General features: G+C 75.1%; 19 protein-coding genes. 4 read left to right on the plus strand and 15 right to left on the minus strand.

Annotation, left to right across the window (positions count from 1 at the left end):
• Positions 1-9: 9 nt before the first annotated feature.
• The 8 genes from WCD41_RS05550 to dacB all read right to left on the minus strand — a co-directional run bounded on the left by WCD41_RS05550 (position 10) and on the right by dacB (position 8,645).
• Positions 10-618 carry a hypothetical protein gene (locus tag WCD41_RS05550; protein ID WP_337712400.1) on the minus strand — a complete coding sequence of 203 codons (609 nt, stop codon included), beginning with the start codon at positions 616-618 and terminating at the stop codon, positions 10-12.
• 22 nt (positions 619-640) lie between these two features.
• Complete coding sequence (locus WCD41_RS05555; protein ID WP_337712401.1) at positions 641-1,849, minus strand: ABC transporter permease; 1,209 nt, start codon at positions 1,847-1,849, stop codon at positions 641-643.
• Between the two features lie 7 nt (positions 1,850-1,856).
• Positions 1,857-2,570 (minus strand): ABC transporter ATP-binding protein, encoded by a 714-nt coding sequence (locus WCD41_RS05560; RefSeq protein WP_337712402.1) that lies wholly within the window; start codon positions 2,568-2,570, stop codon positions 1,857-1,859.
• Positions 2,567-4,300 carry an efflux RND transporter periplasmic adaptor subunit gene (locus WCD41_RS05565; RefSeq protein WP_337712403.1) on the minus strand — a complete coding sequence of 578 codons (1,734 nt, stop codon included), beginning with the start codon at positions 4,298-4,300 and terminating at the stop codon, positions 2,567-2,569. The genes WCD41_RS05560 and WCD41_RS05565 overlap by 4 nt, the downstream gene beginning before the upstream one ends.
• Positions 4,301-4,374: 74 nt before the next feature.
• A complete protein-coding gene (gene hpt, locus WCD41_RS05570; RefSeq protein ID WP_337712404.1) occupies positions 4,375-4,920 on the minus strand; it encodes a hypoxanthine phosphoribosyltransferase in 546 nt (181 codons plus the stop codon).
• A 14-nt stretch (positions 4,921-4,934) separates the two neighbouring features.
• The gene (gene tilS, locus WCD41_RS05575; RefSeq protein WP_373695102.1) at positions 4,935-5,963 is read right to left on the minus strand and encodes a tRNA lysidine(34) synthetase TilS; all 1,029 of its coding nucleotides are present in this window, start codon (positions 5,961-5,963) and stop codon (positions 4,935-4,937) included.
• Between the two features lie 102 nt (positions 5,964-6,065).
• A complete protein-coding gene (locus WCD41_RS05580; RefSeq protein WP_337712405.1) occupies positions 6,066-7,142 on the minus strand; it encodes an Rv3626c family coenzyme F420 biosynthesis-associated protein in 1,077 nt (358 codons plus the stop codon).
• A gap of 36 nt (positions 7,143-7,178) precedes the next feature.
• Positions 7,179-8,645 carry a D-alanyl-D-alanine carboxypeptidase/D-alanyl-D-alanine endopeptidase gene (gene dacB, locus WCD41_RS05585; protein ID WP_337712406.1) on the minus strand — a complete coding sequence of 489 codons (1,467 nt, stop codon included), beginning with the start codon at positions 8,643-8,645 and terminating at the stop codon, positions 7,179-7,181.
• Between the two features lie 188 nt (positions 8,646-8,833).
• Between dacB and WCD41_RS05590 the strand changes: the two genes are divergently transcribed.
• Positions 8,834-9,331: an inorganic diphosphatase gene (locus tag WCD41_RS05590; RefSeq protein ID WP_337713328.1), complete on the plus strand. Its 498-nt coding sequence runs from the start codon at positions 8,834-8,836 to the stop codon at positions 9,329-9,331.
• A gap of 66 nt (positions 9,332-9,397) precedes the next feature.
• Here the strand turns inward: WCD41_RS05590 and WCD41_RS05595 are convergent, their stop codons facing one another.
• Both WCD41_RS05595 and WCD41_RS05600 read right to left on the minus strand, forming a co-directional pair.
• Positions 9,398-12,055, minus strand: a complete 2,658-nt coding sequence (locus WCD41_RS05595) for a DHA2 family efflux MFS transporter permease subunit (protein WP_337712407.1) — start codon at positions 12,053-12,055, stop codon at positions 9,398-9,400.
• Entirely contained in the window at positions 12,052-12,573 is a 522-nt protein-coding gene (locus WCD41_RS05600; RefSeq protein ID WP_337712408.1) for a MarR family winged helix-turn-helix transcriptional regulator, read from the minus strand. Before WCD41_RS05600 ends, WCD41_RS05595 begins: the two co-directional genes overlap by 4 nt.
• Positions 12,574-12,866: 293 nt before the next feature.
• On the opposite strand from WCD41_RS05600, the gene WCD41_RS05605 reads away from it, so the two are divergent.
• Both WCD41_RS05605 and WCD41_RS05610 read left to right on the plus strand, forming a co-directional pair.
• Positions 12,867-13,646: an enoyl-CoA hydratase/isomerase family protein gene (locus tag WCD41_RS05605; protein ID WP_337712409.1), complete on the plus strand. Its 780-nt coding sequence runs from the start codon at positions 12,867-12,869 to the stop codon at positions 13,644-13,646.
• 108 nt (positions 13,647-13,754) lie between these two features.
• Positions 13,755-14,702, plus strand: a complete 948-nt coding sequence (locus WCD41_RS05610) for a hypothetical protein (protein WP_337712410.1) — start codon at positions 13,755-13,757, stop codon at positions 14,700-14,702.
• Between the two features lie 43 nt (positions 14,703-14,745).
• Here the strand turns inward: WCD41_RS05610 and WCD41_RS05615 are convergent, their stop codons facing one another.
• The 3 genes from WCD41_RS05615 to WCD41_RS05625 are packed head-to-tail and all read right to left on the minus strand — an operon-like array spanning position 14,746 to position 17,510.
• The gene (locus tag WCD41_RS05615) at positions 14,746-15,957 is read right to left on the minus strand and encodes an acetyl-CoA C-acetyltransferase (RefSeq protein ID WP_337712411.1); all 1,212 of its coding nucleotides are present in this window, start codon (positions 15,955-15,957) and stop codon (positions 14,746-14,748) included.
• 14 nt (positions 15,958-15,971) lie between these two features.
• Entirely contained in the window at positions 15,972-16,424 is a 453-nt protein-coding gene (locus tag WCD41_RS05620) for a MaoC family dehydratase (RefSeq protein ID WP_337712412.1), read from the minus strand.
• A gap of 30 nt (positions 16,425-16,454) precedes the next feature.
• Positions 16,455-17,510 (minus strand): LLM class F420-dependent oxidoreductase, encoded by a 1,056-nt coding sequence (locus WCD41_RS05625; RefSeq protein WP_337712413.1) that lies wholly within the window; start codon positions 17,508-17,510, stop codon positions 16,455-16,457.
• Positions 17,511-17,566: 56 nt separating this feature from the next.
• On the opposite strand from WCD41_RS05625, the gene WCD41_RS05630 reads away from it, so the two are divergent.
• Positions 17,567-17,992: an acyl-CoA thioesterase gene (locus WCD41_RS05630; RefSeq protein ID WP_337712414.1), complete on the plus strand. Its 426-nt coding sequence runs from the start codon at positions 17,567-17,569 to the stop codon at positions 17,990-17,992.
• On the opposite strand, the gene WCD41_RS05635 is transcribed toward WCD41_RS05630, so the two are convergent.
• Entirely contained in the window at positions 17,965-18,594 is a 630-nt protein-coding gene (locus tag WCD41_RS05635; RefSeq protein ID WP_337712415.1) for a flavin reductase family protein, read from the minus strand. The genes WCD41_RS05630 and WCD41_RS05635 overlap by 28 nt on opposite strands.
• The gene (locus WCD41_RS05640) at positions 18,594-20,072 is read right to left on the minus strand and encodes a hypothetical protein (RefSeq protein ID WP_337712416.1); all 1,479 of its coding nucleotides are present in this window, start codon (positions 20,070-20,072) and stop codon (positions 18,594-18,596) included. The genes WCD41_RS05635 and WCD41_RS05640 overlap by 1 nt, the downstream gene beginning before the upstream one ends.
• Between the last annotated feature and the right edge of the window lie 104 nt (positions 20,073-20,176).

Here is a 20,176-nt window from a genome sequence, read left to right on the forward strand (position 1 = left end):
GGTGCGGGGTCAGGGCCCCGCGGGGACGTCGACGCGCACCGCGGTGATCGCGCCGTCGGCGCCGCGCTCGGCGTGCACGGTCACCTGCTGCCCGATGCGCAGGCCGGCCGGGCCGTCGGGGCGGGGGACGGCGACGCTCGTGCCGGCCGTCGTGCGCAGCGCGGTCTGGGTGCCGTCGCCCCCGCGGACGGTGACGATCGGGAAGCCGCCGCCCGTGGGCTGGACCGACTCGACGACGCCGAGGAGGTCGGGCACCGAGCCGGGCCCCGTGTCGGGCGCGGTCGCGCGCCCGATCAGGGCGCCGAGCGCCACGCACACGATCCCGCCCAGCACGAGCAGGAGGATCCGCGTCGAGCGCGCCAACCCCGGACGGCGGAGGCGGGTCGCGAGGTCCACGTTGTCGACGGGACGGTCGAGCACCTCCGCCGCGTGGTCCTGCTGGGTCCGCGCCTCGTCGTCGTCGGTCTCGGCGCGCGTGTCCTGGCGCTCCTGCTCGGCCGTGCGGACGCTGCGCGGCGGCGGGTCGGACCGGCGCGCCGCGGGCGGGGGCAGGGGGATCTGCTCGGTGGCGGCCGCGTCGGTCGACCGCTCCGTCTCGGGCTCGGGTGGCTGGGTCACGAGGTCCTCCCGGAGGTGCGCCTCACTCGCGGCGCAGGGCTTCGATGGGGCGCAGGCGGGCGGCCCGACGGGCGGGGTAGGCGCCGAAGAAGATGCCGATGGCGGCCGAGACACCCACCGCGGCGACGACGGCCGACGGCAGCACCACCGGCCGGAAGTCGCCGAGCGGCACGAGGGTGCCGGCGTAGCCGACCGCCACCCCGAGCACGCCGCCGACCACGCTCAGGATGATCGACTCGACGAGGAACTGGCCGAGGATCGCCGACGGCGGCGCGCCGAGGGCCTTGCGGATGCCGATCTCGCGCGTCCGCTCGGTCACCGACACGAGCATGATGTTGGTGATCCCGATCCCGCCGACCACCAGCGAGATCGCCGCGATGGCGGCGAGCAGCAGCGTGAACGCGCCGAGGGTGTCGTCGAGGACGTCGGCGAGCTGGCGGGCGCTGAGCACCTGGTAGTCGCGGTCGTCGGGGACGTCGATGCCGTGCCGGCGGTCGAGGATCGAGTTGATCTCGCTCTCGGCGGCGGCCTGGGCCTCGGTCGAGCGGGCCTGCACGACGATCTGGCTGAGGTCGCCGAAGCCGGTCAGCGAGCCCTGCACCGCGGTGATCGGCGCGAGGACGTTCTCGTCGGGGTTCGCCAGGCCCTGCCCCTGGCCGGCGGGGGCGAGGACCCCGATGACGTCGAACGGCACCCCCCGCACGAGCACGTCCGCCCCGACGGGGTCGGAACCCGCACCGAAGAGGTCGTCGGCGACGGTGCGCCCGAGCAGGACCACCTTGCGGCCGGCGTCGACGTCGGCGTCGGTGTACGCGCGGCCGGTGCCCATCTGGACGTTGGCGCCGGGGAAGTAGGACGGGGTGCTGCCGACGACGGTGGCGTCGCTGGTCGCCCGCCCGGCGTCCACCGACGTCGACAGCTGCACCACCGGCGAGACCGACGCGACGTCCGGGGCGCCCTGCCGGTCGTCGAGCGCCCGGACGTCGCCGGTGGTCAGCGGGCGCCCGCTGGTGCCGGTGGTGTCCGGCGGCTGCCGCGGCAGGATCGTGATGCTGTTGGCCCCGAGGCCCGCGATCTGGCCCTGGATGTACTGCGACGCCCCGTTGCCCAGCGCCGTGAGCAGGATGACCGCCGCGATGCCGATGATGATCCCGAGCATCGTCAGCAGCGAGCGCAGCCGGTTCGCGACCAGCCCGCGGACCGCGAAGCGGACGATCTCGACGACGCTCATCGTGGGCTCACCGCCGCGCGCCCGCTTCCGTGAGACGGCCGTCGGTGACCACCACGACCCGCTCCGCGCGCTCGGCGACCTCGTCGTCGTGGGTGATCAGCACGATCGTCCGGCCCGCGGCGTGCAGGCGGTCGAACAGGGCGAGGGCGTCGGCCGTGCTGCGGGAGTCGAGGTTGCCGGTGGGCTCGTCGGCGAGCAGCAGGGCCGGGCTCGTGACGAGGGCGCGGGCGACGGCGACGCGCTGCTGCTGACCGCCGGAGAGCTGGTTCGGCCGGTGGTCCTCGCGTCCCTCGAGGCCGACGAGCGCGAGCGCCGCCTGCGCCCGCTCACGCCGCACCCGGCGGCCGACCCCGGCGTAGACGAGCGGCAGCTCGACGTTCGCGAGCGCGGTCGTGCGCGGGATGAGGTTGAACGCCTGGAACACGAAGCCGATCTGCCGGTTGCGCAGCACGGCCTGCTGGCGCTCGTCGAGGTCGGCGACGTCGAGGCCCTCGAGCAGGTAACGCCCCGAGGTCGGGGCGTCGAGGCAGCCGAGCATGTTGAGCAGCGTCGACTTCCCGGAGCCCGACTGGCCGATGACCGCCACGTACTCCCCGCGGCGCACCGTCAGGTCGACGTCGCGCAGCGCGTGGACCGCGGTCTCGCCCGCGCCGTAGACCTTGGAGAGCTTCCGGACGTCCAGAACGTGCTCGACGTGCTCGACGTGCGCGACCCCGGTCATCCCCCGCCGCCACCGCCCTGGCCGCCGCCCTGCGTGTTCGGCGGCGGCCCCTGCCCGGGACCGAACGGGTTGCTGGTGTCGGGATCGGGCAGCACGACGAGCTCGCCCGGCGCGAGACCGGTACGGACCTCGGTGAGCGTGTCGGAGCTCAGGCCCAGGCCGACCGTGCGCGGCTGCGGGACCCCGTCGGGCCCGAGCACCTGCACCGTCCCGGCCGTCGCGGAGTCGCCGCCGATCGGCGTGACCGCCACCGACGGCAGGAACGCGACGTTCGGCGACTGCGCGACGGTGACGGCGACGCTCGCCGACATCCCGGGCCGCAGGTTCGGCGGCGGCCCGGTGAGCGTGACGACCGTGCCGTACTGCACCGACGTGCCGGCGCCGGGCAGGAGGTCGATCGTGCTCACGATGCCCGGCAGCGGCTGGCCGGGCAGCGCGTTCACCGACACCTCGACGGGCTGGCCGACCGCGAGCCGGCCCACGTCGAGCTCGGGAACGTCGGCGCGGATCTGCAGGGACGTGAGGTCGAGGACGGTGAGGGCCGCCGGCGTCGACGGCGAGCCGGTGACCTGCGAGCCGCCGCTCGACGCGCCCCCGCCGCCCGTGGCGCCGCCGCCCGCGGCCCCCGACGCGGCCGCCGCGCCGGCGCCCGTGCCCCCGGCGGTGCCGTCGGGCAGCGTGCCGCCCGTGGGGTTCCCCGACGACGTCGAGCTCGTCGTCGTGCCCCCGGCGGGCACCAGCTGACCGGGCCCGATGTCGAGGCTGACGACCGTGCCGTCCTGCGGCGACGAGAGCTCGAGGTCCTCGGTGGCCTGCTCGGCCTGGATGACCGACGCCTCGGCCTGGGCCAGCGACGCCTCGGCCGACGCGACCTGGCCCTCGGGGGTCGAGGCGCCGGCGGCTCCGGCCCCGCCCGACGCGCCGCCCGCCCCTGCCGACGACCCACCGGCGGCACCGGACGAGGCGCCCGGGGTCGGGGTGGGCGTGGGCGCCGGGGCGGCCTTGGGGTCGGCGGAGGGCATGCTGCGCAGGCCGTTGACGCCGATGAGTGGCTGCGGCTGGGCGTTCGCGGGCGCCTGCGGGCCGCCGGGCCCGCCCTGACCACCCTGACCGCCGTGGCCGCCGTTGCCCCCGATCAGGCCCGGACCGCCCGGACCGCCCGGTCCTCCCGGTCCTCCCGGTCCTCCTGGGCCGCCGGGTCCTCCCGGGGCCGCGGGTGCGGGGGCGGCGGGTGCTGGGGCCGCGGGCGCCATCGGCGCCGCCGCTCCGGCCGCACCCGCACCCGCACCCGCGCCGGCCGCCGGCTGCTGCGCCTGGGCCGGCGCCGCGGCGCTGGTCTGCGGGTTGTCGCGCGCCTCGCGGGCGTCGCGCAGCTGCTGCCGGGCGGCGTCGCGCTGGGCCCGGGCGGCGTCGAGGTTGGCGTCGGCGTACTCGGCGTCGAGGGTGGCGACGACCTGGCCGGCCTCGACGCGGTCGCCGACCGCCACGCGCACGTCCTCGACGCGCCCGCCGCCGGCGAAGTTCAGCGTGGAGCTGCGGGCGCTGGTGACCGCGCCGGAGGCGGTGACCGTCTCGGCGACGGTGCCGCGGCCGACCGGGGTGGTGCGCAGCCCGGCGTCGTCACTGCCGCCGCTCGCCGTGAGCGCGACGACCGTCCCCCCGGCGGCGAGCAGCACCACGAGAGCAATCAGCCCGTTGACGAGCCACAGAGAGCGACGCGAGCCCGCCATGTGGCGGACGGTATCCATCGGTCACCGGCGACCCACCGGCGGGGTCGGGCCCACTGAGTGAGGATTCAGCGACCTCAGGCGTAGACGTGCGGGTCGAGCGTGCCGATGTAGGGCAGGTCCCGGTAGCGCTCGGCGTAGTCGAGCCCGAAGCCCACGACGAACTCGTTGGGGATGTCGAAACCCACGTAGGCGACGTCGACGTCGAGCTTCGCCGCCTCCGGCTTGCGGAGCAGGGTCACGACGTCGAGCGAAGCCGGGCCCCGCGACTCGAGGTTCTTCCGCAGCCAGGAGAGCGTGAGCCCCGAGTCGATGATGTCCTCGACGATGAGCACCCGCCGACCGGAGATGTCGCGGTCGAGGTCCTTGAGGATGCGCACGACGCCCGACGACGAGGTCGACGACCCGTACGAGCTCACCGCCATGAACTCGAGCTGGGTCGGCATCGGCAGCCGGCGGGCGAGGTCCGTCATGAACATCACGGCGCCCTTGAGGACGCCGACGAGGACGAGGTCCTGGTCACCCTCGCCGTGCTCCGCCCCGATCTGCTCGGCGAGCTCGGCGATCCGTCCCTGGATCTGCTCCTCGGTGATCAGTACGGACGCGATGTCGCCGTCGTACACCGTTGTCGAGCTCCTCACCGGGTCGGGGGCGGCCCGGCGGAACGGGCCGGGGCTCCCGAGACGTGGCGGGGGCCCTCGAGCACCCGCAGCCTGCCACGCGCCCGGACCACCTCCAACTCGCCCGGGAGGGGTGGGACCCCCTGGCCGCGCCACTGGGCGACGACGCTGTCCACGGCACGAACATGGGCGTCGGAGAGCTCGCGGGCGCCGGCGGCCGCCAGCCACGCCCGCAGGACGCGCCGGCGCACGGCGGGCGGATCCCCGGCGAGCACCACCGCATCGAGGGACCCGTCGGCGTCGACGAGCAGCTCCAGACGGCCGGCGGCCAGCGTGGAGAGGGCGGCGTCGTCGTCGGCGAGCTGGGCCGCGGTGCGGGCGAGGGCCGGCGCGACACCGCCGCCGAGGACCTCGTCGAGCAACGGCAGGACCTCGTGGCGCAGCCGCGCACGGGTGTAGCGCGGATCGGTGTTGTGAGGGTCGTCCCACACCGCGAGTCCGAGCGCCGCGCACGCCGCCCGGGTGGTCGCGCGCCGGATGCCGAGCAGCGGGCGGCACCACGGCGGATCCCACGGCGCCATCCCCGCGAGCGAGCGCGCCCCCGACCCGCGGCCGAGACCGAGCAGCACCGTCTCCGCCTGGTCGTCGAGCGTGTGCCCGAGCAGCACCGGCGCGTCGCCCCGGTCCCGCGACACCGCCCGGAGCGCGGCGTGGCGGGCCGTCCGCGCGGCCGCCTCGGGCCCGCCGGCGGTGCCGACCTCGACCGCGACGACCTCGGCGCTCGCCGCCCCGAGCCCGCGCAGCTGGTCCGCGGCCACCGCGGCGCGGTCGCCGGAACCGTCCTGCAGGCCGTGGTCGACGACGACGCCGTGCACCGCGCCGGGCGCGACGTGCACCGCCGCGGCGGCGAGCGCGAGGGAGTCCGCCCCGCCGGAGCACGCGACGATCAGGGGTAGGCGCTCGCCCGGTTGCGCCTCGCCCTGACGAACGAACGGCGCTTTCGCTGCTTCGGGAGCAGCGAGAGCGCCGTTCGTTCGCTCAGGCAGGGCGCGCGCGGGCAGGGCGCGCTCGGCCAGGGCGGCGGCCAAGGCCTCGCGCACCGCGCGCCGGACCTCGGCGACCGGCTCCGGCGCGCGCACCACGGGTCGTCAGCCGTGGACGCGGGTGACCCAGGCGTCCGGGTCGGTGATCTCGGCGCGGCGGGGCAGGGTGTCGGGCGAGGTCCACACCGCGTTGAGGCCGTCGATCCCGACCCGCTCGACGACGCGGTCGACGAACACGCGCCCCTGCTCGTACTGCCGGATCTTCGCGTCGACGCCCAGGAGCGTGCGCAGGATCCGGTCGACGAGGCTGCCGCCGCGCCGGCGCGTGGTGAACCGCGCCCGGATCGTCGCCACCGACGGCACGACACCCGGCCCGACGGCGTCCATGACGTGCTCGGCGTGGCCCTCGAGCAGGGTGGTCAGGGCCAGCAGCCGGTCGAGCACCGCGCGCTGCTCGGGACCCTGGAACATCTCGACCAGCGCCATCCCGTCGCGCGGCGGCTCCCGCCGGATCGCCTTGAGGATCTCGGGCAGCCGGTCGACCGCACCCGAGGCGCTGCTGTCGAAGCCGCCGGCGAAGGTCGCGACCTCGCCCTGGAAGTGGTCGCGCAGCCAGTCGACGGCGGTGAACTGCAGCCGGTGGGTGGCCTCGTGCAGGCACACCCACAGCGCGAAGTCGTCGCCGTCGACGTCGAGGGCCCGGCGGGCGGCGACGACGTTCGGCGCCACGAGCAGCAGGCGCCCGGCCTGCTCCGGGCCGCCGAAGGGGTCGTACTGCCCGAGGACCCGGCTGCCGAGGAACGCCAGCAGCGTGCCCATCTGGAGGCCGGCCGCCGAGCGCGTCACCCGCCCGACGGTGCTCCCGACGATGCCGTCGGGCGGGCCGGGCAGCGGCGCGTCGGCGAGGAGCGCGTCGATGCCGTCGACGGCGGACCGGATCCAGCCGGGACGGTCGACGACGTCGGCCTCGGGCACCGGCAGGCCGGCGCCCAGCCCGGTGAGCGAGCGGACGTGCTGCTCGGAGACGCGGGCGCCGTCACGCAGCCGGGCCACCTCGGCGGCGGCCTCCGCGGGCGAGACCGCGGGCCCCGCGGGCACCAGGCGCGTGCCGGTGGCGATCGCGAGGTCCCGGTCGACGGGCAGGCCCGTGCCGCGGGGCGCGGAGGTCAGGTCGACGGACACGTCCCCACCGTACGTCGCGCGGGAGACGGAGCTCGCTCAGCGGCAGCCGCACTCGTGCAGCGCCGCGGCCAGGGCGTCGAGGCGCGGCCGCGCGGTGCCCGGGTCGACGCCGTTGCTCATGAACGAGAACACGAGCACCCGACCGTCGGCGGTGTCGACGACGCCCGCGAGCGCGTTGGCGGCCGTCAGCGTCCCGGTCTTCGCCCGCACCCAGCCGCGCCCGTCCGCGCTCGGGGTGCCCGGCCCGTAACGGTCGGCGAGGGTCCCGCCCCCGCCCGCGACGGGCAGCCCGTCGAGCAGGGGGCGCAGGGCGGCGCTGCGCGGGTCGCTGCCCGGCGGGGCGGCCGCGGGAGCGAGCACCCCGGACAGCGCGTTCGCGGGGACCCGGTCGTCGACCGAGAGCCCGCTGGTGTCGGAGAGCCGGACGCCCGAGGTGTCGATGTCGGCCTCGTCCAGCACCCGCGTCACCGCCCTCGCGGCGCCCTCGAACGTCGTCGGCTCGCCGACGGCACGGGCGACCTCGCGGCCGAGGGCCTCGGCGAGGACGTTGTCGGAGTTCTGCAGCGCGGTCCGGACGAGCTCGGTGAGCGGGGGCGACTGCACCTGCCCGAGCACGGCCGCGCCCGGCGGCGCCGTGCCGACGGCGACGGCCGGGGCCGCCGCGCCCCGGTTGAGCCGCGCGCCCAGCTCCCGGGCGGCGTCGGAGGCCGGGGTGGCCGTGCGGGGGATGTCGAGGACGGTGGGATCGCTGCGCCCGCCGTCGAGCATCACCGGAACGATCGGGGCGACGAACCCGCCGGCCACGTCGGTGGGGTCCCAGCCGGGAGCGACGCCGTTGCCCCCGCCGTTCTCGTAGTACGAGACGTCGACGAGCACGCGCGTCACCGGCGGCTGCCCGGCGCGGGCGGCGTTCACGGCGCTGACCAGGTCGTCGAGGCGGGCGGCGTCGGGGTAGACGGTCCGGCGCCCGGCGGGCAGCGAGGACAGCGTCGGGTCGCCGCCGCCGACGAGCACGACGGTGTCCGGGGTCGGCCCGGCGACCACCGACGTCGTCCAGCGCATCGTCGGGTCGAGCCGCAGCAGGGCCGCCGAGCTCGTGAGCAGCTTCGTCACCGACGCCGGGACCTGGGCCTCGGTGGGGCGGCGGCTCCAGAGCGCCTGCCCGGTGGCGGGGTCGAGGACGGCGCCGGTGAGGTCGCCCAGGGCGGCGGCGCGCGCGTCGAGGGCCGTCGCGAGACCGGCCCCGGTCGGTGCCGGGGCGTCGGCACCGACGGCGGCCAGCTGCAGCCGCGGCGTCGTGGGCTCCGGCGGGTCGGCGGCCTCGCCGCCGACGAGCGACACCGGCAGCCCCGCCGCCCGGGCGAACGACGGGGCGGAGAGCGTGAGACCGACGACGACGCCGGCGAGCAGCACCAGGGCGACGGCGGCGGCCAGCAGCCGGGGCGCCCATCGGTGAACGGCGGACGACGCCGCGGGGACCGCGCGGTGACCCTCGCCGCTCACGACCCCGCACCCCTCCTCACCTGCTGTTCACGCTCACCCGGACGAGGCCGAGGTCACCCCACGGTGTGCCGGGTCACCTCGGCCGGTGCCCCACACTAGAGAACAGCGGGGGCTGCGGCCGACCCACCGGGACCGCCCGGGGCAGCTGGAAGACCGACGACCGAGCACAGGAAGCGGTGAACGACACCGTGGAGTTCGACGTACTGATCGAGATCCCCAAGGGGGTCCGCAACAAGTACGAGATGGACAAGGCGACCAACCGGCTGCGGCTCGACCGCACCCTCTTCACGGCCACGCAGTACCCGGCCGACTACGGCTACATCGAGGAGACCCTCGGCCAGGACGGGGACCCGCTCGACGCGCTCGTCCTCATCCAGGAGCCGACGTTCCCGGGGTGCCTGGTGTCCGCCCGCGCGATCGGCATGTTCCGGATGACCGACGAGGCCGGCGGCGACGACAAGGTGCTGTGCGTGCCGGCGGGCGACCCCCGCCAGGAGCACCTGCGCGACATCCACCACCTCTCCGAGTACGACCGCCTCGAGATCCAGCACTTCTTCGAGGTCTACAAGGACCTCGAGCCCGGCAAGAGCGTCGAGGGCGCCTCGTGGGTCGGCCGCGCGGAGGCCGAGCAGGAGATCCAGGCCTCGCTGAAGCGCGCCCAGGACGTCCCGGCCCCGACTTCCTGACGACACCACCGGCCGCCGGGACGCGTGGTCCCGGCGGCCGTGGGCGGTGTCGTGTCGGCCCGCGGGTCAGCGCCCGGTGCGCGTGAGGTCCGCGGGCGGCCGCGGGCCGTCCGGGGCGTCCGGGGCGTCCTCCCGGCGGTCCCCGGTGGCCGGCTGCGGCGGCGTGACCAGCAGGTCGACGTCGGCCGGCCCGCTGCTCCCGTCCACCCCTCCGTCCAGCACGACCTGCCTGCTCACCGGCGCGAACCCGCTCGCGGTGAGCATGTGGCGTCCCGGCGCGAGGTCGTCGAAGCGGAACCGGCCGTCGGCGCCCGTGACGGCCGAGGCCACGACGCCGCCGTCGCGACCCACGAGCACCACCAGCGACTCGGGCACGGGCGCCCCGCCCGCGGCGCGCACCGCACCGGCGAGCGTGTGGCGGGCGGCGGCCACCGTGACGTCCCGGCGGGCGCCCTCGTCGCCGACCTCCACCCGTGAGGCCTGCGGCGCGCGCCCGGGCGCGAGCACGGTCAGCGTGTAGCTGCCGGGCACGGTCTCCCCGGCTTCCCAGAGGCCGTCGGCGTCGCTGCGCCGCACGCCGACCACGCCGCCGGACGCGTCGGTGATCGTCACCGCGGCGCCGGCGACCGGCGTCCCGTCGTCCTCGGTGACCCGGCCACCGAGGGTGGCGACCCGGGCCAGCGCGACGTCACGGCGCACCGGCGTCCCGTCGACCGTGACGAGCTCGGCGAACGGGCGCCGGCGCGGCGAGGCGGCGATCAGCACGTAGGTGCCGGCGGCCGGGGCGACGAGGGTGTAGCCGCCCTGGTCGTCGAGACCCACCCGCTCCACCGGGGCGCCGTCGAGACCGTGCAGGGAGACCGTGACCTCGTCCTGCGCGGTGACCGGGCGCCCGCCCGTCCCGGTGATCCGGCCGTGCACGGTCGGGCCGGGGTGGTGGCCGTTGCGCACCGCGGGGCGCTGGGCGTGCCGGCCGGCGTCCGCCGTGCTCGGGGGACCCCAGTCGGCCGTGGACGTGGCGGCCGGGGCGGGCGGCGCCGACGTGGGCGTGTCGAGGGCCGGCGCGCTCGGGGCGGCCTCGGCGTCGCGGGCCTGGATGCCGGACTGCGTGCGCAGCGGGACCTCCCGCAGGAACAGCACGAGCACGAAGCCGACGGCGATCACGCACGCGGCGATGAGGAAGACCAGGTCCATCGCGTTCGAGAACCCGACGAGGTACGGCTCGGCGAGCCGCGGGTCCATCCGCTGCAGGACCGAGGAGTCCTGCGCGACCTGCGCCGCCCCCGTGACGGGGTCGAACGCGACCTGGTTGGCCGGGTTCGCGAGCGCCGCGGGGTCGGTGAGGGCCGCGCGGAAGCCCGGGGTCGGGGCGATCGTGGCGAAGGCGTCACGGATGCGGTCGCCGACCGTGGAGAACAGCACCGAGAGGAAGACGGCGACGCCGAGCGTGCCGCCCATCTGGCGGAAGAAGGTCGCCGACGCCGTCGCGACGCCCATGTCCTTGGCGGGGACGGCGTTCTGCACCGCGAGCACGAGGGTCTGCATGCAGTTCCCGAGCCCGAGGCCGAACACGACCATGAGCAGCGCGATCTCCCAGTACGGGGTGTCCGCGTGCAGCCGGAAGTGGAACAGCAGCATGCCCGCGGTCATCAGCGCGAGGCCGATCACCGGGAAGATCTTGTAGCGGCCGGTGCGGCTGGTGAGCTGACCGGAGACGATCGAGGCGACCATGATGCCGCCGACCAGCGGGATCATCTGGAGCCCGGCCTGCGTGGGGTCGGCGCCGGTGACGATCTGCAGGTACTGCGGGACGATCGCGATGCCGCCGAACATCCCGACGCCGGTGATGATCGCGATGATCGAGGTCAGGCTGAACACGCCGTTGCGGAACAGCCGCAGCGGCAGCAGGGCGTCGTCGCCGTAGGCCCGCTCGGCGAGGTAGAACGCGACGAGCCCGACGGCGCCGACGACGTAGCAGACGATCGCCGAGGTGGAGTCCCAGCCCCACTCGCGGCCCTGCTCGGCGACGATCAGCAGCGGCACGAGCGCGACGGCCAGCGCAGCCGCGCCGGGGAAGTCGAGCCGGTGCTCGCGGCGGGTGTGGGGCAGGCGCAGCACGTTCCACACGACGAGGAACGCGATCGCGCCGATCGGGACGTTGACGAGGAAGACCCAGCGCCAGCCGGTGATGCCGAGGATCGTGTCCTGGCCGGCGAGGAACCCGCCGACCACCGGGCCGATGACGCTCGACGTGCCGAACACCGCGAGGAAGAAGCCCTGGTAGCGGGCACGTTCCCGCGGCGGGACGATGTCGCCGATGATCGTTAGCGCCAGCGACATGAGACCGCCGGCGCCGAGGCCCTGCACGGCGCGGAAGGCCGCCAGCTCGTACATCGACGTCGAGATCGTGCACAGCACCGAGCCGAGGACGAACAGCGCGATGGCGATGAGGAAGAACGGCCGGCGCCCGTAGAGGTCGGAGAGCTTGCCGTAGAGCGGCGTCGTGATCGTCGCCGTGATCAGGTACGCGGTGGTCGCCCACGCCTGGAGGTTCAGGCCCTGCAGGTCGTCGGCGATGGTGCGGATCGACGTCGAGACGATGTTCTGGTCGAGCGCGGCCAGGAACATGCCCAGCATCAGGCCGCTCAGGATCACGACGATCTGGCGGTGGGTGAACCCGCTGCTGCTGGTGGTGGGGGGCGCCGCGGTGGCGGGCGTGCTCATGAGGCCTCCTGGCCGCGCAGGGCGGCCGACGGCGTGGTGGGGGTGTGGTGGTCCTCGAGATCGGCGGCCAGCTGCTCGAGCAGCTCGGCGAGGCGGACCCGGTCGGCCTCGTCCCAGCGCCCGGTCAGGGCGCCGATCTCGCGGTTGCGGCGGTCGCGGTTGGCCTGGAACACGCGCAGGCCCTCGTCGGTGGGCGCCAGCAGGGTCGCGCGGCCGTCCTCGGGGTCGGGGCGGCGCTCGACCAGCCCGGCACGGACCAGCCCGGCGACCTGCCGGCTGACCGTCGACGGGTCGGAGTGCACCGACTCGGCCAGGGCGTTCGACCGGCGGGGGCCCTCGAGCACGAGCCGGGCGAGCAGGACGTAGGCGGCGCGCTCGACCCCGTCGGGGCCGACGGACTTGCCGGCCTTCGCCCGCTCGACCGCGCGCATGACGCGGATGAGCTGGTGACCGAGGCGGTCCGAGACGAGCCAGCGGTCGTCCACCCCCGGCGGGGCCGGGAGCCGCGAGGATTCCATTGCATGCTCCGTACAATCGGTTGCTGCGTACAAGCATGCGCCTGCCGGGTCCTGCCGCGCCAGCCGGGTCCCCCCGACGAGCACGTCACACTCGCCGGTCCCCCGTCCGGGGTCCTCGCCTGTCCGTCGCCTGTTCCGAGCGAAGGGCACCTTGGCTCGCAGAGACGGGCGGCGGGCGCCCCTCGCCGGACGCCAGGCGCAAGATCCGGATGCGTGGAGCGTGCGCTCCGCTGAGCGGAACGATCGCTCCACGAACACAGATCTCCGCCCCGCGAGCCCTACGGTGTCGGACCGTGGACAGCGAGCGCGTCACCTACGAGCGGGACGGCCACGTCGCGACGATCACCTACTCCCGCCCGGAGAAGCTCAACGCGATCGACGGGGCGATGCGCGCCGGGCTCAACGAGGCGTTCGACCGCTTCCGCGCCGACGACGAGGCGTGGGTCGGGATCGTGACGGGCGAGGGGCGCGCCTTCTGCGTCGGCGCGGACGCGCGCGGCGAGGGCAACCCGGCCGGCGACTTCCCCGGCTCGTTCTGGGAGCGCCCGACCGTGAACTCCTTCGAGAGCGGCTGGGAGATCTACAAGCCCGTGATCGCGGCGGTGAACGGGCACTGCCTGGGCTACGGGCTGACGCTCGTCACCTGGTGCGACCTCGTCATCGCCAGCGAGCGGGCGACGTTCGGCTTCCCCGAGGTGCGCCTGGGCATCCCGACGATCGTCGGCGCGCTGCGGCTGCCCCAGCGCATCGGGTGGCAACCGGCGATGGAGCTGCTGCTCACCGGCGAGCGCGTGGACGCCGAGCGGGCGCGCGAGATGGGGCTGGTGTCGCGGGTCGTGCCGCACGAGGACCTCATGGGTGAGGCACGGGCGCTGGCCGACCGCCTGCTCGCCGGCGCACCCCTGGCCCAGCGCGCGATCAAGGAGATGGCCCGGCGCGCGCCCGACCTGCCCGAGACCGAGGCCATCCGCTTCGGCGAGACCATGCGCCGCGTCGCCGGGGCGACCGAGGACGCCGCCGAGGGCATGGCCGCCGCCCGCGAGAAGCGCGCGCCCCGCTGGCAGGGGCGGTGAGGTGCACTTCGTGCATGTGAGCACTTTGGAGTGCCCCAGCACTCCATAGTGCTCACGTGCGCGCAGCGCACATGGAGCCGATGAGTTCGGTGCTGCGTCGAACTCTGCATGGAGAATCCCGAAGACTGGATGCGTCTCGTGAAGGCGCAGGACGGCCTGGTGACGCGACAGCAAGCGCTCGCTCACGGCCTGACGAACGACAAGATTGCCGCGCACATCGACGGCGAACGGTGGCTGCTGCGGAAGCCCGGCGTCCTCTCGACCTTCACCGGCCCGCTGACCCCGGCCGCGCGCCGTCGCGCAGCGTTGCTGTTCGTGCGCGGGCCGGCGGCCCTGAGTCACGCGTCGGCCGCCGCGGTGCTCGGTCTGCGCCGTGAGGACGAGTCGGCTCCTGTCCACGTCGCGGTCCCCTACGGGTCGTCCGCGCGAGGCTGCGAGGGGGTGTGCGTCCATCGCTCCCGCGCGTTCGCGCACATCACGGTCGACGATGATCCTCCGCGGGTGGGGAAGGTGCACACCATCATCGACCTCGCCGTCGACGAGCCCGATGCGCGGAGCGCGCTGCGGACCCTCACATCGCTCGCCGCCGCCGCTCGGATCCCGGCGCAACGCCTCCAGGAAGCGCTCGAGCTGCGTCGCCCCCGCCGGTACCTCAAACCGCTGCAGGACGCCGTCAGCCTGCTGCGGGACGGGGTCGGCTCGATCCTCGAGACCGACTGGGTGCTCAACGTGGAGCGTCCTCACGCTCTACCCGCACCACGACGGCAGTTCCGCGTCGTCGTCGACGGTCAGTGGCGCGCCGAGGATCTGCTCTTCGAGATGCCGCTCGGCGACCTGATCGTGCGCCTCGATGGCTGGCGATACCACGCGGACAAGCGAACGGCGCAGATCGACCGCGCACGTGACAACGCCGCCGAGCTCGCCCACCGTGCCCGCATGACGTTCGGGTGGGACGAGGTGCACGAGGAACCGTGTCCCACCGCGGTTCTCGTCGGTCGGCGGCTGCGCGAGCTCGGGTGGGAAGACGAGCTGCAGAGGTGCACGTCGTGCATGTGAGCACTTTGGAGTGCCCCAGCACTCCAAAGTGCTCACATGCGCGTCAGCGCACCCGCTCGAAGACCGCCGCGAGGCCCTGGCCGCCGCCGATGCACATGGTCTCGAGGCCGTAGCGGGCCTCGCGGCGCTCCATCTCGCGCAGCATCGTGGCGAGGATGCGCACGCCGGTGGCGCCCACGGGGTGGCCCAGCGAGATGCCCGAGCCGTTGGGGTTCACGCGCTCGTCGGTGACCAGGTCGATGCCCCACTCGCGCCCGACGCCCAGGGCCTGGGCCGCGAAGGCCTCGTTCAGCTCGATCACGTCGATGTCCGAGAGCGACAGGCCCGCCCGGTCAAGGGCAGCGGAGGAAGCCGGCACCGGCCCGATCCCCATCACCTCGGGTCCCACGCCGGCCAGGCCCCAGGACACCAGCCGCGCCAGCGGCCGCAGCCCCAGCTGCTCCGCACGATCCGGCGTCGTCACGATGCACACCGCCGCACCGTCGTTCTGCCCCGACGCGTTGCCCGCGGTGACCGTCGCGTCCGGGTCCTGCTTGCCCATGATCGGGCGCAGCTTCTCCAGCGACGCCAGCGACGCGTCCGGCCGGATGTGCTCGTCGGCGTCGACGACCGTGTCCGACTTGCGCCCGGGCACCGTCACCGGCACCAGCTCGTCGGCGAACCGCCCGTCCTTGACCGCCGCGGTCGCCTTCTCGTGGCTGCGCACCGCGAGACGGTCCTGCTCCTCGCGCGGGATCGAGTACTGCTTGCGGACGTTCTCGGCGGTCTCGATCATCCCGCCCCACACCGGGTGGTTCACGCCGCCGGCGTGCACGCGGCCCTCGGCCAGGGCGTCCTTCATCTGGAAGCCACCGGCCTTGGTGCCCCACCGCGGCGCCGCCGAGTAGTACGACGCCCCCGACATCGACTCCGCACCACCGGCGAGCACCAGGGACGCCCCGCCGGTCTGCACCGCCATCGCCGCGTACAGCACCGCCTGCAGCCCCGACCCGCAGCGCCGGTCGACCTGGATGCCCGGCACCGACACCTCGAGGCCCGCGTCCAGCGCCGCCACCCGGCCGATCGCCGGCGCGTCCATCGTCGGGTAGCAGTGCCCGAACGCGACGTCGTCGATCTGGTCGGCGGTGATCCCCGTGCGCGACACCAGCTCCCGGATCACGGTCGACGCGAGCGTCTGGGGCGCCACGTCCCGCAGGGCACCGCCGAACCCGCCCACCGGCGTCCGCAGGGGCTCACAGATCACCGCATCGACCACGGCAAGGACCTCCTCTAGAGCGCGTACCGGAGGATGACCTCGGCGACGCACGCCGGCTTGGGCCACCCCTCGATCTCCACCGTCCCCCCGATGGTGGCCTGCACACCGTTCGGCACGTCGGTGACGTCCACCAGGCGGCAGTGACCTCGCACACGGCTGGGTACGGGGACGGGCGCCGGGAACCGCACCTTGTTGAGCCCGTAGTTGACGGTCATCGACACCCCCTTCACCTGGAAGGTGTCCCAGCCGAACTTGGGCATGAGGGCGACGGTGAGGAAGCCGTGGGCGACGGTGCGCCCGAACGGTCCGTCCGCGGCCGCCGCGGGGTCGACGTGGATCCACTGATGGTCGTCGGTGGCGTCGGCGAAGATGTCGACGCGGTGCTGGTCGACGGTGACCCACTCGCTCGTGCCGAGGTCCTCCCCCACCGCACCACGCAGCTCGTCGACGTCGGCGAACACACGCATCGGGGCTCCTAGAGATCGACTGGAGATCGGCTAGAGATCAGCGGCGAGTTCCTTGACCTGCCCCACCAACGACACGCGTTCCGCCGGTGTCCCCGCGAGCGGCGTGACGTTGATCGTGGTGACGCCCGCGCCCGCGAAGGCCTGCAGCCGCTCGGCGACGTACGAGCGCGGGCCGATCAGCGACATCGAGCGCACCAGGTCCTCGGGCACCGCGGCGGCGGCCTCGTCCTTCTTGCCGTCGAGGTAGAGGTCCTGGACCTTCGCGGCCTCTTCCTCGTAGCCGTAGCGCTGGGCGAGCTCGTTGTAGAAGTTCTTGCCCTTCGCCCCCATGCCGCCGACGTAGAGCGCGACGAACGGGCGCATGCCGTCGAGCATCTGCTGCGCGACGTCGGCGTCCTCGGTGATGCACAGCGACGCCTGCAGGTAGGTCTGCAACGGCCCCAGCGACGGGTCGCGCTTCGCCCTGCCGGCCTCCAGCGACTCGCCCCACACCTCGTGCGCCCGCTCGGGCACGAAGAGGATCGGCAGCCAGCCCTCGGCGATCTCCGCGGTCAGCGCCACGTTCTTCGGCCCGATCGCGGCGAGGACGATCGGGATCCGGTCGCGCACCGGGTGGTTGATGATCTTCAGCGGCTTGCCGAGGCCCGTGCCCTGGTCCGCCGGCAGGGGGATGTCGTAGTACCGCCCGGAGTGCTGCACCTTCTCGCGGCGCCACACCTGCCGGCAGATGTCGACGATCTCGCGGGTGCGGCCCAGCGGGGCGTCGTAGCGCACGCCGTGGAAGCCCTCGATGACCTGCGGGCCGGACGCCCCGATGCCCAGCGTGAACCGCCCGCCCGAGACGTAGTCGAGGCCGGCCGCGGTCATGGCCGTCAGCGACGGCGTGCGGGTGTAGATCTGCAGGATCCCCGAGGCGATCTCGAGCCGGGTGGTCCGCGCGGCGATGAACCCGAGCTGGCTCACCGCGTCGAAGCTGTAGGCCTCGGGCACGAACGCGATGTCGAGCCCCGCCGCCTCGTGCTCGGCGAGCTCGGCCACCGTCTCCTCGAAGCCGCCGCTGTAGTTCAGCCCCATCCCGATGCGCACCCGGGCACCCTGCCACGATCGCCCTGATCATGGGGAGTGCGAGGCGAGGAGGCGACGTGTTCACGACGACGGTGACGGTGCGCGGCTACGAGTGCGACGCCAACGGCCACGTCAACCACGCCGTCTACCACCAGTACGGCGAGCACGGGCGCACCGAGACCCTCCGGTCCCTCGGCGTGGAGATCGTCGACCTCACGGCGGCGGGCCTCGGCCCGGTGATCCTCGAGACGACGGTGCGCTTCCTCGCCGAGCTGCGCGCGGGCGACGAGGTCGACATCGTGCTCGACCTGCGCTTCGGCGAGGGCAAGACGTTCCGGATGGACATGGAGCTGCGCCGCCGGGACGTGGTGGCCGCGACGATCACCGGGACGATGGGTCTCCTCGACCACGCCACCCGGCGCCTCGTCGCCGACCCCCGCGGCCGCCTGCGGGCCCTGGCCGACCCGGAGGGGGCTCAGGTGCTCGACGACTCGGTGAAGTGACCGGGCCAGTCGCCGTAGCGGATGCGCGGGGTCGAGACCACCTCGCCGAGCCGGGACCACTCGTTGCCGCCGAGGCGCGCCAGCGGCGCGAGCAGGCGAGCGTCGGGGCGTCCGTCGACGAGCACCCCGTCGGACACCGCGATGTGCACGACCCGTCCGAGCACGAGCGTGGAGTTGCCGACGTCGAGCGTCCGCTCGAGACGGCACTCCATCGCCACCGGTGACTCGGCGATCCGCGGGGTCTTCACGTGCAGCGGCGGCTCGCGGGTCAGCCCGGTGGCGTCGATCTCGCTCTCGTCAGGCGGGAAGTCGGTGGCCGTGGCGTTGATGTGCTCGAGCAGCGGCTCGGGCGTCAGGCAGACCGTGAACTCCTCGGTGGCCTGCGCGTTGCGCAGCGAGTCCTTCTCGCCCACCGACGTGAACTGCACGACCGGCGGGTCGGTGCTCGCGACGGTGAAGAACGAGTGCGGCGCGAGGTTGTCGACGCCGTCCGCCGAGCGGGTCACGACCCACGCGATCGCCCGCGGCACGATCACCGCGGTGAGGAGCTTGTAGACGCCGCGGGCGCCCACGGCGTCGGGGTCGAAGTCGGTGCGCACCATCAGTTGTTACCCGGCAGCAGCCCCGTCGGTACCAGTGGCGGCCGCTGGGACGTGGTGGTCGTCGACTCCGGCTCGCTGGTCTCGTCGGCCCCGCTGGTGGGCGCCTCGGACGAGCCGGTCGGCTCCGCACCGCCCCCCGGGGCACTCGAGGTCGTCTCCGGCGCCGAGGGCTCGGTCGACGTGGTCGGGGCCGTCCCGAGCACCGAGCCGACACTGGTGCCCGACTCCCCGCCCGAGAGCGGTGAGCCCTTGACCCGCTCGATGCCCGTGATGGCGAGCATCGCGATCAGGAAGATCAGCAGCGCCGTGGCCGCGAGCAGGGCGTAGCGCCGCCACGGCGGGCGGCGGGCCCCGTCCTCCCCGCTGTCCCCGCTGTCGCCGTCGTCACCAGCCGGGGTGGCGACGAGCGCGGTCGCGTCGTCGTCGCGCTCCTCGCCCGCGTCCATGACGCGCGTGCCCGGCCCGACGACCCGGGTCGCGTCCTCGCCGGGCCCGCCGAGCGCCCGGGTGGCCCCGTCGGAGCCGATCACGACGGTCGGGGTGTCGTCCGCCCCGCGGCCGGGCCCGCCGGCGGGTCCGGTCACCCGGGTCGCGTCGTCGACCGGGGGCATGCCGGTCACCCGCGTCCGGTCGCCGGCGGCGCCGGTCCCTGCGGTGCTCGCCACGACGGTCCGCTCCTCGACCGGCTCGGAGCGGTCTGCACGGTCCCGCGGGCGCAGGCGGCTCCGGACGTGGTCGCGCGTGCGCTCGATCGAGCGCTGGTACACGGCGTCGCCGACCGTGGTGATGACGGCGGCGATGCCGGCCCCGGCCACCGTGCCCATGGCGCCGCCGATGAACGATCCGACGCCGGCCGTCGTGACCGCCGCCGCGGCCCCGCCGGTGAGCTTGACGACCGACAGCCCGGACACCGGCGCCGCGGAGGTCCCGGCGTGGGTGGTCGGGGCGTCCGCGGGCGGTCGGGGAGCCGCCTCGTGGCTGGTCGGCGTCTCGACCGGGGGCCGTCCGGCGGCGCCGCCCGGGAACGCCGAGGTGGGCCCGCCCGGCCCGGCTCCGGGACCGCCGGCACCGGGTGGGCCGTACGACCCGGGTGGGCCCGCGTACTGGCCGGCGTACGGACCGGGCGCTGCGCCGGGTCCTCCCGGGCCGCCCGGCGGACCGGGCCGTCCGGGACCGGGAGGCCCGTACGGTCCCGGAGGTCCGGCGTTCGGCGGCGGACCCTGCGGCCCTGGACCCTGCGGTCCGACGCCCTGCGGCCCGGGACCCTGCGGCCCGGGACCCTGCGGGGGTCCGGGCGCGCGGGGTGGCAGGGGCCCCGGAGGCGGCGGCATCGGGGGACGGCCCGGGCCGTCCGGTTCGGCGCCGTGGCGCCCGCCACCGGCCGACGGGCTGTCGGCGGCGTCGGGGTCGGCGCCGGGCGCGGCGTGCCGACCGCGACCGGGCCCGGGCGGGCCCGGGGGTCCGGACTGCTCGCTCATCCTGCCCTCGCTGACCTCGACGACCGGCCCGCCGACACGCGGCGGACCTCCCCCAACCCTGCCCCACGCCCCCGACGGCCTGCGGTCGGGGCCCGGGAAGCCAC

It is taken from the genome of Actinomycetospora aeridis (genome assembly GCF_037400275.1).
Lineage (GTDB): Bacteria > Actinomycetota > Actinomycetes > Mycobacteriales > Pseudonocardiaceae > Actinomycetospora > Actinomycetospora aeridis.